We start from the raw sequence: 12,023 nt of genomic DNA on the forward strand, positions 1-12,023 counted from the left end.
CGAGCCATGCACGGACATCCACGACTGCTGCCGTTATCCTTGGCAGCCCTGTCGTTGTCGCTTGCCCTCGCCCCCCTTGCCCATGCACAGGACAGCGGCACCGGCGTCGACCTGCAATTTGGCACCGCGCTGGATCCGGCCGGCCTGTCGGCACGCAGCTGCGACCCCGATGGCATGAGCTGGCTGGCCGGCGATGCCAAACGAACGCCGACCGGCTATCTGTATGGCTGCACGCCCACCCCATACGGCCTGGACTCGACTGCCACGCTGGACGACACCTGGCTGGGAGGCGGAACGCTGTCGGTCGGCTACCTGCATCTCACGGGCGACCAGGACAACACCCAATGGCGTCGGTTCACGAACTGGGACGACGGCTTCGTGCTCAGCGCCGACTTCCGCCTGGTGCGTCCCGACCAGGGCCGCTACATCGACTTGCGCGCCACCCGTATCAACGAGGACAGCCAGTTCTATCGCGCCGTATTCGGCCAGGCCGGAAAGTACCGCGTGCAGGCGTTCGTGCGCTCGCAACCCAACATCCTCAGCGGCAACGCCCGCTCGATATGGGATGGCGTGGGCAGCCAGCACCTGACCCTGAAGGACGGCCTCACCGTCAACGGCAGCACCGTCGACCAGGTCTCGGCGGTGTCGGCAGCGCAACCCCTGCAGACCCTGAAGGTAGTGCGCGACAAGCAGGGGCTGGGAATCCAGTACCTGCTCAACAAGCAGTGGACGGCCACGTTCAACGCCAGCCACGAATCGCGTGACGGCGCGCGACCATTTGGCGGGCCGTTCTTCTTCAACTATCCGTTTCCGGACAACGGCGGCATCTACGAGATCCCCCGGCCGATCGACGACAGCACCGTCAACGTGAATGCCGGTCTGCGCTTTGTCGGCAACGACTGGCGCATGCAGTTCGACTATTCCGGCTCGTTCTTCCGCAACGCGTACACCGGTTTCGACTACGAGATTCCGTACACCACCTGGTCGGTTACCGGTGTGCCCACCCCGCAGGTTCCGCTGGGCCAGTACTCCTACGAACCCGACAACGACTACCACCACGTCTCCGGCACCTTCAGCCGGCGGATCAAGTGGAATGGCGATTTTTCGGTAAAGGCCGCGTTTGGCACCTCGCGCCAGAACGACAGTTTGCTGCCGCCGACCAACTGCCAGGGTCAGGTCGGCATCCCGATTCCCGGCTTCCTGTATGACTGCGCGGACTGGAACACCACCGCCTCGCTGTCGCGCCAGCGCGCCGACCTGGCCATCAACACCCAGCGGCTCGACTTGCGGGTGGTGCTGCAACCGGCCGCCGGTCTGAGCTGGCGCTCCACCGCCAAGTTCCACCGCGAGGACTATTCGGGCACCTACTGGGCCTACAACCCGCTGACCGGGCAATACGGGTACATCGCCGAGAACGGCGCGATGGGCAGCGTGGTGCCGGGCGAGATGGGCGTGTGGGACCCGGGTGCCAATGCCTCGGTCCCGACGCGGGTACGCAACCTGCCGCTGGACAAGGAAACCTGGGAAGCATCCACCGGCGTCAACTGGCGGATGGACACCAAGAACACCCTCGGCGCGGGCTACACCTTCACCCGCACCGAACGCACCAATCGCGAGTTCGCCACCGTCCAGGACAACGAGCTCAAGCTCAACTGGACCAACCGTTCGATCGAGTGGCTGAACTTCCGCGCCAATTACACCTTCCTCGACCGCTCGGGCAACGACTACAACTCCAATCCCTACCGGTTCACCCTCTCGCACGACATGCCCGGCTATGTCCCGCCACCGGGCGGCACGCCTGCGCATACGATCGCCGAACTGCGCAAATACGACGTGGGCGAACGCGAGCAGCACAAGATCGACCTGATGGCCACGGCGACACTGCCCAACAACATGACCGTCAGCGCCTCGATCCGCGGTGACTGGAACGATTACGACGCCCAGGCCGGCCGGCAGCAGTTCGATACCCTCGGCACCAGCCTGCAATGGGAGTGGCAGCCCGTCCCGGGCCGGGTCGCCGGTGCGTGGTACGGCTATGACGAGTCGGACCTGGTGTTCGCCAACGCCAACGACGTGGCGATCACGCCCGACCCGAACCTCGGTGGCGCGACCTATCAGGACGGTGGCCGCTGGAGCACCAACGACCGGCAGCGCAACCATTACGCAGGCGCGAACTGGTCGCAGCGTTTCGGCAAGGCCACCTTTGATGCATCGTGGAACTGGACCTACACACGCGGCATGACCCGCTACGATTTTGCCTCGGCCGACGCGATGGCGTACCCGCAGCTGGTCGCCAGTGCCAACGGCGCGTTCCCGCCGATGATCTACCGCTCCAACTCGCTCAGCCTGTCGCTGTCGTTCCCGATCAACGACCGCATCGGGGTCCGCCTGTTCAACACCTACGAACGCGCGCGACTGTCCGACTGGCACTACCTGGGTTTTGACCAGAGCCTGGTCTACGACCACCGCGTCTACACCGATGGCGGCCCGATGGATTACAGCGTCAACATGTTCGGCGCGATGCTGGAGGTCCAGCTATGAAATTCGCAACCCCTGCTTCTACCTTGGTCTCCACCCTGCTGGCGGTACTGCTGGGCTCGGCCGTGGCGCAGGCTCAGGAGTCGCCAACGAGTGATTCGGCGCCGGCCGAAATGCCTGCAGAGGCGGAAGCCCCGCCGCTGGATTATCTCGACTTGCGCCGCGTCGCCACCATCAGTGGCGATGCCGCTGCGGGCCAGGCAAAGAGTGAGTTGTGTGCCGCCTGCCATGGCCCACAAGGCATCTCGATCGCGCCGAGCTTTCCGAATATTGCCGGCCAATCGGCCGACTTCATGTATTGGCAACTGGTCGAATACAAGCGCGGCGTGAATCCCTCGCCGATGACCCCACTGGTGGCGGACCTGTCGGATCAGGACATGCGCAACCTGTCGGTGTACTACGCGGCCATGCCGGCCGATGGGGCGCCTTCGACCGGACAGGAAGCACTGGCCGCTGCAGCCGATCCGGCCCAGTTGCAGCTGGGTGAGCAGTTGTATCTGTCCGGCGATCCGGCCAAGGGTATTCCGTCGTGCCAGGGCTGTCATGGCGCCGATGCCCGCGGCCCGGCGACGGCTGACCAGGTAAATCGCAGCGGTCATCACCCGTATGCCGGCTACCCGGCCCTGCGCGGACAGCAGGCCGTATACCTGCAGACCAAGCTGGGCGAGTATCGCGACGGCGACATGGGCGACTCCACCTCCGACTTCGTCATGACCGGCGTCGCCAAGCAACTGGATGAAGCCTCGATCCAGGCGCTGTCGACCTGGTTGTCGAGCCTGCCGGCAACCGGTCAATAGCGACCCGGCGGCGACCGGAGTCAATCGAGACGCTTGCGGAAGCGCGAAATCGCCAAGGCCATCATTACCGCGGTAAACGCGGCCAGCGCGAGCACGTCCGGCCACAGCTCCCACAGGCTCGCACCGCGCAACATCACACCGCGGATCAGGCGCAGGAAATGGGTCAGTGGAAGCACCTCGGCCAGCCATTGCACCACCGTCGGCATGCCGGCGAACGGGAACATGAAGCCCGACAGCAGGATCGATGGCAGGAACACGAAGAACGTCATCTGCATCGCCTGGAACTGCGACTGCGCCTTGGTCGAGATCAGCAGGCCGAGGGTGAGGTTGGCGAGGATCAGCAGCACCGAGGCGAGGTAAACGTCGAGCAGGCTGCCCTGGACCGGCACCCGGAACAGCCACATCCCCAGTGCCAGCACCAAGGTGGTCTGGACCAGTCCGATCACCGCGTACGGCAACACCTTGCCGACCATCAGCTCACTGCGGCTCAGCGGGGTCGCGATCAGCAGCTCCATGTTGCCGCGCTCGCGCTCGCGCACGATTGCGACGCCGGTGAACAGCACCATCGTCATGGTCAGGATCACCCCGATCAGGCCGGGCACGATGTTGACCGCTGAACGGCGCTCGGGGTTATAGAAGCTGACCACGTTGATCTGGCCGCTGGCGCCACTGGTTGGGCCACTGGCGCTGCGGCCGGCAGCGTCGGGCGGCTGGGCAAGCCCCGGACGCGGGTCGCCAATCGGCATCTGCGCCAGTTGCATCGCCGCGGCCTGCACCACGGTGTCGCTGCCGTCGACCAGCACCTGCACCGCCTCGCGGCCGTCGATCCGCCGCCGCTCGAAATCCGCCGGGACCACCACGCCGACGCTGATCTCGCCGCGCCGAAGCATATCCATCAGCTGTTGCGGCGTGCGCGCCTCGGCGACCGGTTCGATCACCCCGGTCGCCAGCATGTCCATCACCACAGCGCGCGAGCCCGCGGTGCCGGCCTGGTCGGCAATCGCCGCGTCGAGGCCACGCAGATTGAGGTTGATCGCGTAGCCGAACAGCACCAGTTGCATCACCGGGATGCCGATGATCATCGCCAGGGTGATGCGATCGCGGCGCATCTGCCGCAACTCCTTCAGCACGATTGCCCAGAGCCGGCGCCAGTTCATGCGGCGCGCTCCGGCGACACGACCGGCTTTCCGTTGCCGCGGGTGGCGGCGACGAACACGTCCTCGAGGCTGGGCGGCACCGCCTCTACCTCCGCCTCCAGCTTCGCGTCGGCCAACGCGTCGCACACGCGCTGTTCGATGTCGCCGTCGCGCGTGGCCAGCACCCGCAGGCTGTTGCCGATCTGGGCGACGCTGAGGATCTCCGGCACCTTGACCAGCGCCGCGTGGGCCTGGCGCGGCCGCGCGGCGCGGACCTCGACCGTACGTCCCTGCAACTGGCCGGTAAGCTCTTCGGGGGTGCCGTCGGCGACCCGTGCACCCTGGTCGAGGATCAGCAGCCGGTGGCAGCGTTCGGCCTCGTCCATGTAGTGGGTCGAGACCAGCAGGGTGGTACCGGTGTCGGCCAGCTCGAAGAGCTTCTCCCAGAAGTCACGACGCGACTCGGGATCGACCGCGCTGGTCGGTTCGTCGAGGAACAGCAGCTCCGGCTGGTGGATCACCGCACCGGCCAATGCCAGCCGCTGCTTCTGGCCACCGCTCAGGGTGCCGGCCAGTTGGTTCTGGCGATCACCGAACTGGTATTGCTCGATCAACTCGCGAACGCGAGTTGCGGTGTTCGCCTTCGGCACGCCCTGTATCGCAGCAAGAAACTCCAGGTTCTCGCGCACGCTGAGGTCGGCGAACAACGAGAACTTCTGGGTCATGTAGCCGATCCGGCGGCGCACTTGCTCGGCCTGCCCGGGCACCTTCATCCCCAGCACCTCGATCTCGCCCGCGCTCGGGGTCAGCAGGCCGCACAGCATGCGAATGGTGGTCGACTTGCCCGAGCCGTTGGGTCCGAGAAAACCGTACACGCAGGCCTTGGGCACGGTCAGGTCGACGTGGTCAACCGCCACCAGGTCACCAAAGCGCTTGGTCAGGCCACGGACCTGGATTACCGGCGGGGTTGTCGCCGCTTGCGCGGGAGCGACGGCAAAGGGACGGCTACTTGCGCCCATCGCCCTGGCCTGCCTGCCCGGCGGAAAATTCGACTCGTACCGGTAGGCCCGCCGGCAGTCCCACCGCTTCCTCGCCCGTCAGTTCGATCTCGGCGAGGTAGCTCAGGCGCGCGGCGTCCTCGCCGGTCAATGCGTAGTAGGGAGTGAAACTCGGCTCGCCGCGGATCATCCGGACCTTCCCGGCCAGCGGCCGTTCGCGACCGTCGACGAAGACACGCGCGTCGCTGCCGATCCTGACATCGGTGCGAATCGGCTCGGGCACATAGACCCGCGCGTAAGGCGCATCGCCGACCAGCAGGATGGCCAACGGTGCGCCGATCGGCGCCTGGTCGCCGACCTCGTACGGCAGGCTGTCGATGCGACCGGCGCGCGGTGCAACCAGGCTCAGCTTGTCCAGCGTGACCTCCTGGGCGGCGACTCGCGCCGCGGCGGCACGGGCTGCGGCCTCACCCTGCGCGACCTGCTCCGGCCGGGTACCGTGCTCCAGTTCCGCCACAGCCGCCAGCGCGACGCGGACCCGCGCACTGGCATCCCCAGCGGCGGCACGTGCGCGATCAACGTCGGCTGCGGCGACCAGCTGCCGTCGGCCCAACGGTTGCAGCCGCGCGTAGTAGGCCTGCGCCTCACGCGCCTGCGCCTGGACCGCCGCCAGTTGCGCGCGCGTCTGGGCAATGGCCTCGTCGCGCGGCCCGGCTTCGAGTTCCTGCAAGGCACTGCGCTGGCGCTGCGCGTCGGCCCGCAGCGCGCGTGTGGCCGATTCGGCGCCTTCGTCCTCAAGCCGCAGTAGTGGCTGCCCCGCCTCGACCTTCTCGCCCTCGCGCACCTCGATCGCGACGATCCGCTCGGCAGCCGGCGCCGGCAGAGCGATGCGGTGGTACTCCAGCGTACCCAGCGCTTGCGACGGATCGTCACCACAAGCAGCCAGCAGCAGCATGCTCAGCACGACGGCGGCGCGGGATCCAGACGTGAGGGTCATGGTTTCAACTCCAGTCCACGGTCGAGCAATGCGATGGCGCGCAGGCGGACGTCATCCCGGTGGCGCGACAAAAGCCCTGCCCTGCAAGAGCGACTGGCGGTGGAATCAGGGCTTGGGCGCGCGGTAGACCACCTCGCCGTCGACATACGTGCCCAACACCGTCAGTTCACGCAATTGCGACGGATCGATCGCCAGCGGGTCCTGCGCCAGCACCACGAAGTCGGCGCGCTTGCCGACCTCCAGGCTACCCACTTCATCCTCGTTGAAGCCGGCATACGCCGCGTCCAGGGTGAATCCGCGCAGGGCCTCGTAGGCCGTCAGCTTCTCCTCCGGCTGCCAGCCGCCGACCGGCAGGCCTTCGGCATCGGTGCGCGTAGTCGCCGAGTACAGCCCCAGCCGTGGATCAACCGACTCGACCGGGAAGTCCGAGCCCAAGGCAAGCCGCGCTCCGCTGTCGCGCAACTCGCGCCACGCATACGCTCCCTGGAGCCGCTGCGGGCCAATGCGATCCTCGGCCCAGGGCATGTCGCTGGTGGCGTGGGTGGGTTGCATCGATGCGATCACCTGCAGGCGTGCCAGCCGTGGCAGGTCCTCGGGCGAGAGGATCTGCGCATGCTCGATACGCCAGCGATGGTCGCCACTGCCGTTCTTGCCAAGTACCCGTTCATACGCCTCAAGGACCACATGGTTGCCACGGTCGCCGATCGCATGGGTAGCAACCTGGATGCCACAACGCTTGGCTTTTTTTACCACCTCCGCCAATTTATCCGGCTTGACCAGCAACAACCCCTGGTTGCCTGGATCGTCGCTGTAGTCGGCCAGCAATGCCGCACCGCGACTGCCCAGCGCGCCGTCGGCAAACAACTTCACCGAGCGCATCTGCAAGCGACCCGAAGGGTGCCGGTAGGCTCCGTCACGGCACAACATCGCCAGTGCATCGCCGTCACCGGCCGCCATCGCGTTGATGCGCAATGGCATCTCGCCGCGGTCGGCCAGTTGCTGGTAATGCTTCAGCCCTGCCAGCGAGACCCCTGCGTCGTGCACGCCGGTCAAACCATGCTCGACCGCGGCTTGCATCCCCAACGCCAAGGCATGTTCCTGCGTGGCGGCATCGGGCTCGGGCTCCTGCGCGTCGATCAACGCCATTGCCCCATCGACGAACACGCCGCTCGGCTGACCATTCGCATCGCGCTCGATCTTGCCGCCCTCGGGCTGCCAGTCGCCGGCCAGGTCACGCTCCACCAGGGCCATCGCGGCACTGTTCGCCCAGCCCGCATGACCGTCGATCCTCCGCAGCCACACCGGGCGATCCGGGAACAGCGCGTCCAGATCGGCGGCGGTAGGGAATCGCTTCTCCGGCCAGTCGTTCTGATCCCAACCACGTCCCAGCAGCCAGGCGCCATCGGGCAGTTCGTCGGCAAAATCGCGCAGCCGTTGCAGCGCCTCCTCCTTGCTGGCGGCATCGACCAGGTCCGCCTGCAGTTCATTGAACCCCAGCCCCGCCACGTGGCCATGGGCGTCGATCAGGCCCGGCACCACGGTGGCCTTGCCGACATCCAGGCGGTGCGCATCCGGATAGTCCCGCAGCAGCGCGTCGCGTTCGCCAAGCGCCACAATCGCGCCCGTGTCGTCGAATGCCAACGCCTCCACACGGGGCTGCGCGGTGTCCATCGTATGGATGCGTGCCGCCGTCAGTACGGTGACTTCGGCGGCCAGCACCGGGGCGGCCAGCGGCATGACCGCGGCAAGCAACGCTGTCTTCAGCAGGGTATTCCGGATCTTGCGCGTCGCCTGCATTGCCATGCCCCTTTATGAGTGAGTTCCGCCACTTTGCGAAAACCTGGCGCCGGGTGCAAGCTGACATGCCAATGGAAGACAGTTTGACGATGGCCCCACGCACGATTCACGAGTTCACGCTGGACCCACCCGATGCCCAGCGCCTGGCCAACCTCAACGGCCCGTTCGATGCCCATATGCGGATCATCGAGCTGCGTACCGGGGTTGAAATCTCCAACCGCGGCAACGTGTTCCGGTTGGCGGGCAGCAAGATGATGGTGCGCAAGGCCGAAAAGGTCCTGCGCGAACTATGGGAAGAAGCCGACGGCCCGGTCCTGGACGAGCATGCGATCCATCTTGCCCTGATCGGGCTGGACGTCGCGCATGCGGTGGAGCAGGACATCCAGCCGCAGGAAGTCGTGATCCGGGTCAAAAGCGGAACCATCCGTGGTCGCGGCGCCAACCAGGCCCGGTACCTGCACGCCATCGCCACCAACGACATCAATTTCGGCATCGGCCCGGCCGGTACCGGCAAGACCTTCCTGGCCGTTGCCAGCGCGGTGGAGGCGCTCAACGAGTCGCGGGTGCAGCGATTGGTGCTGGTCCGCCCGGCGGTCGAGGCCGGCGAGAAGCTCGGGTTCCTGCCCGGCGACCTGTCGCAGAAGGTCGACCCCTACCTACGCCCGTTGTACGACGCGTTGTACGAGATGCTCGGGGTGGAAAAAGTGCTCAAGCTGCTGGAGCGCAGCGTCATCGAGATCGCGCCACTGGCCTACATGCGCGGACGCACCCTCAACGACGCCTACGTGATCCTCGATGAGGCGCAGAACACCACGATCGAGCAGATGAAGATGTTCCTGACCCGGATCGGCTACGGCAGCACCGCCGTGGTGACCGGCGACCTGACCCAGAACGATCTGCCCAAGCACCAGAAATCCGGCTTGCAGGATGCGCTCGACGTGCTGCGCGAGGTCAACGGCCTGTCTTTCACCTTCTTCGAATCCGGCGACGTCGTGCGTCACCCGCTGGTAGCCCGTATCGTCAACGCCTACGAGGCGCGCGATGCGAAGGACGTCCAGACCGGTCAGTCCAGCTGAACCACATGAGGCCCAACCCATGACCCTCGGTCCCACCGTACTCGACGTGTCAGTCAGCTACGGCCTGCCGCGCGCCGGCATCCCGGCCGCGGTCAGCTTCCGGCGCTGGGTCGCCGCCGCACTGGACGGCCGGATCCGCCAGGCCGACCTGGCGATCCGCCTGGTCGACGACAAGGAAGGTCGGGCGTTCAACCGCCACTATCGCGGCAAGGACTACGCCACCAACGTGCTGAGCTTCCCGGCGGATTTGCCCGAAGGAGTCACCCTGCCACTGCTGGGCGACTTGCTGATCTGCGTTCCGGTGGTCGCCAGGGAGGCACGCGAACAGGGCAAGCGGCTCAACGAGCACTATGCCCATTTGACCGTCCACGGCGCCCTGCACCTGTTGGGCTGGGACCACGAGGACGAGCGCGAAGCGGAATGCATGGAGCAACTGGAGCGCGAGATCCTCGCCACCCTTGGCATCTCCGACCCGTACCTGATACTCGATTGATACCCAGCAGCCCCCATTTGATGCGCTAAACTCACCCCGACGCCCATCCCCCGGGCGTATTCATGAAACTGATCAATGTCCGAGGACGATAGTAGTACCCCCACTCATCCATCCGCGCACGATGCGCCGGAGCGGAACGACAAACGCCGTTCCTGGTTTGACCGGATCAGCTCGGCGCTGTCGGGCGAGCCGACTTCCCGCGAGGACCTGGTGGAGCTGTTGCGCGATTGCCAGACCGACGGGCTGATCGAGTCCGACACCCTGACCATGATGGAAGGCGCGATCGCGATCTCGGACTTGAGCGTGGGCGATGTGATGGTCCCGCGCTCGCAGATGATCATGCTGCCGGCGAACGGGTCTTTCATGGACTTGATGAAGCAGGTGGTCGAGTCCGGCCATTCGCGCTTCCCGGTGCACGGCGAGGACAAGGACGAGATCATCGGCATCCTGCTCGCCAAGGACCTGCTGCTGGGAGTGGTCACCGATAACGGCCCGGCCACCATCCACCAGCTGATACGACCGGCGGTGCTGATACCCGAGTCCAAGCGGCTGAACATCCTGCTGCGCGAGTTCCGCCAGTCGCGCAACCACATGGCAATCGTGATCGATGAGCACGGCGGCGTCGCCGGCCTGCTGACCATCGAGGACGTGCTGGAGCAGATCGTCGGCGAGATCGATGATGAGCACGATGACGCCGAGGATCCGGACGCACTGATTGCCGCCCAGGCCGATGGCCAGTACGTGGTCGATGCGCTGGCCCCGATCGAGGACTTCAACGAGCATTTCAGTGCCGATTTCGACGATGACGAGTACGACACCATCGGCGGACTGGTGATCGCGGCGATCGGTCACTTGCCGGAAGCCGGTGAGGAGCTGATTCTCGGACGGTTCGTATTCCGGGTGTCCAGTGCGGACGCGCGGCGGGTGCATGCCTTCCATGTAGGCGTGCTCGGGGATGTTTGACCGGCATGGGGTTGAGCGGCGCGGAACGAGTCATGGCATCTTGATCCGTCTGTGCCTGTTGGCGCTGTTGTGGTCGTGCGCATTCGCCGCCGCCGCCACGCCGCGCATTGGCGTGATCACCATGCAGCCGGGCGAGATTTTCTTCGAGCGTTTCGGCCATAACGCCGTGCTGGTTGCCGACCCGGCCGCCGGTACGGAAATTTCATACAACTTCGGTTTCTTCGACCCGACCGAGGACGACTTCATCGCCCGCTTCGTACGCGGTGACATGCGCTACCGCTTGGTGGCCCTGCCGTTGCAACAGGACCTGGCCTACTACCGCCAGGTCGGGCGTGGGGTCAGCCTGCAATGGCTGGACCTCGACCCGGCGGCCGCACAAGCGGTTGCCGACGCGCTGGAGCAGAACGCACGTCCGGAGAATGCGGCCTACAGCTACGATTATTTCCTGGACAACTGCTCCACCCGGGTGCGCGACATTCTGGACCAGGCGCTGGGCGGCGACCTGCGTCGCCAGATGGGCGGCTCGCGTGGCAGCACGTTCCGCAGCGAGGCGACGCGTCTGGCATCACCGGATTTCTGGATGTGGCTGGGCTTCGACGTTGGCCTGGGACCTGCGGCCGACCGGCCACTGGCGTTCTGGGCCGAGGCATTCATTCCGATGCGACTCGCCGATGCCTTGCGCGATGCCCGCAATGGTCATGACGAACCCCTGGTCATCGAGGAGGTCGAACTGCTGCCACACCGGCTTGCGCCGGCACCGCGCGACCTGCCGCGACCCTGGTGGCCGTGGCTGTTGGCCGGAATCGCGACCGGTGCCGGCCTGGCCTGGCTCGGCCGCCATCGACCCCGCCTGGTGGCCGGGATCGCACTGCCGTTCTGGACGGTGTCGGGACTGGTGGGCGCCCTGTTGCTGTTTATCTGGTTCGGCACCGCGCACAAGTTCGGCTGGGCCAACCAGAACCTGTTGCTGGCCAGTCCGCTGGCGTGGCTACTGCTCCCCGGCGGTTGGCGAATCGCTCGCGGCCGCAAGGGCGGACGCTGGTTCGGCTACCTGTTGACGGCGATGGTGGCGCTGGCGGTGCTGGCATTGTTCAGCCATTGGATGCAGTTGCTGCCGCAGCGCAACCTGCACTGGATCCTGCTGCTGCTGCCCATCCACCTGGGCCTGCTGAGGGCACTGAAGCGTCGTTGAGGTGCTTGCCGGCATCCCTGTTAACGGGTCAGGATG

The 12,023-nt window shown here is 66.0% G+C and carries 10 protein-coding genes; 6 read left to right on the top strand and 4 right to left on the bottom strand.

The genetic code is table 11. The annotated features are described in order from the left end of the window. Positions 1-6: 6 nt before the first annotated feature. Positions 7-2,541: an MtrB/PioB family outer membrane beta-barrel protein gene (locus ACW7G0_RS08675; protein WP_456989127.1), complete on the top strand. Its 2,535-nt coding sequence runs from the start codon at positions 7-9 to the stop codon at positions 2,539-2,541. Further along, positions 2,538-3,335 carry a c-type cytochrome gene (locus ACW7G0_RS08680; RefSeq protein ID WP_456989129.1) on the top strand — a complete coding sequence of 266 codons (798 nt, stop codon included), beginning with the start codon at positions 2,538-2,540 and terminating at the stop codon, positions 3,333-3,335. Before ACW7G0_RS08675 ends, ACW7G0_RS08680 begins: the two co-directional genes overlap by 4 nt. Positions 3,336-3,355: 20 nt before the next feature. On the opposite strand, the gene ACW7G0_RS08685 is transcribed toward ACW7G0_RS08680, so the two are convergent. From ACW7G0_RS08685 to ACW7G0_RS08700, 4 genes are all read right to left on the bottom strand, one after another. Next, a complete protein-coding gene (locus ACW7G0_RS08685) occupies positions 3,356-4,492 on the bottom strand; it encodes an ABC transporter permease (protein WP_456989131.1) in 1,137 nt (378 codons plus the stop codon). After that, the gene (locus tag ACW7G0_RS08690) at positions 4,489-5,427 is read right to left on the bottom strand and encodes an ATP-binding cassette domain-containing protein (protein ID WP_456989490.1); all 939 of its coding nucleotides are present in this window, start codon (positions 5,425-5,427) and stop codon (positions 4,489-4,491) included. The genes ACW7G0_RS08685 and ACW7G0_RS08690 overlap by 4 nt, the downstream gene beginning before the upstream one ends. A gap of 49 nt (positions 5,428-5,476) precedes the next feature. Continuing rightward, positions 5,477-6,466 (bottom strand): HlyD family secretion protein, encoded by a 990-nt coding sequence (locus ACW7G0_RS08695; RefSeq protein ID WP_456989133.1) that lies wholly within the window; start codon positions 6,464-6,466, stop codon positions 5,477-5,479. 105 nt (positions 6,467-6,571) lie between these two features. Further along, positions 6,572-8,263 carry an amidohydrolase gene (locus tag ACW7G0_RS08700; protein WP_456989135.1) on the bottom strand — a complete coding sequence of 564 codons (1,692 nt, stop codon included), beginning with the start codon at positions 8,261-8,263 and terminating at the stop codon, positions 6,572-6,574. Positions 8,264-8,328: 65 nt separating this feature from the next. Here ACW7G0_RS08700 and ACW7G0_RS08705 point away from each other — a divergent pair, with 65 nt between their 5' ends. From ACW7G0_RS08705 to ACW7G0_RS08720, 4 genes are all read left to right on the top strand, one after another. After that, the gene (locus ACW7G0_RS08705; protein WP_456989137.1) at positions 8,329-9,339 is read left to right on the top strand and encodes a PhoH family protein; all 1,011 of its coding nucleotides are present in this window, start codon (positions 8,329-8,331) and stop codon (positions 9,337-9,339) included. A 19-nt stretch (positions 9,340-9,358) separates the two neighbouring features. After that, positions 9,359-9,832 carry an rRNA maturation RNase YbeY gene (gene ybeY, locus ACW7G0_RS08710; RefSeq protein ID WP_456989139.1) on the top strand — a complete coding sequence of 158 codons (474 nt, stop codon included), beginning with the start codon at positions 9,359-9,361 and terminating at the stop codon, positions 9,830-9,832. Between the two features lie 75 nt (positions 9,833-9,907). Further along, positions 9,908-10,795 (top strand): HlyC/CorC family transporter, encoded by an 888-nt coding sequence (locus tag ACW7G0_RS08715; RefSeq protein WP_456989141.1) that lies wholly within the window; start codon positions 9,908-9,910, stop codon positions 10,793-10,795. 40 nt (positions 10,796-10,835) lie between these two features. Then, positions 10,836-11,987 carry a lipoprotein N-acyltransferase Lnb domain-containing protein gene (locus ACW7G0_RS08720; RefSeq protein WP_456989143.1) on the top strand — a complete coding sequence of 384 codons (1,152 nt, stop codon included), beginning with the start codon at positions 10,836-10,838 and terminating at the stop codon, positions 11,985-11,987. The last annotated feature ends 36 nt before the right edge of the window (positions 11,988-12,023 follow it).

This window comes from Lysobacter sp. A286 (assembly GCF_054052105.1).

Excerpts from the sequence above, each read along its gene's own strand:
- ACW7G0_RS08675 (WP_456989127.1), top strand. The coding sequence starts at position 7 with ATGCACGGACATCCACGACTGCTGCCGTTATCCTTGGCAGCCCTGTCG.
- ACW7G0_RS08680 (WP_456989129.1), top strand. The coding sequence starts at position 2,538 with ATGAAATTCGCAACCCCTGCTTCTACCTTGGTCTCCACCCTGCTGGCG.
- ACW7G0_RS08685 (WP_456989131.1), bottom strand. The coding sequence starts at position 4,492 with ATGAACTGGCGCCGGCTCTGGGCAATCGTGCTGAAGGAGTTGCGGCAG.
- ACW7G0_RS08695 (WP_456989133.1), bottom strand. The coding sequence starts at position 6,466 with ATGACCCTCACGTCTGGATCCCGCGCCGCCGTCGTGCTGAGCATGCTG.
- ACW7G0_RS08700 (WP_456989135.1), bottom strand. The coding sequence starts at position 8,263 with ATGCAGGCGACGCGCAAGATCCGGAATACCCTGCTGAAGACAGCGTTG.
- ACW7G0_RS08705 (WP_456989137.1), top strand. The coding sequence starts at position 8,329 with ATGCCAATGGAAGACAGTTTGACGATGGCCCCACGCACGATTCACGAG.
- ybeY (WP_456989139.1), top strand. The coding sequence starts at position 9,359 with ATGACCCTCGGTCCCACCGTACTCGACGTGTCAGTCAGCTACGGCCTG.
- ACW7G0_RS08715 (WP_456989141.1), top strand. The coding sequence starts at position 9,908 with ATGTCCGAGGACGATAGTAGTACCCCCACTCATCCATCCGCGCACGAT.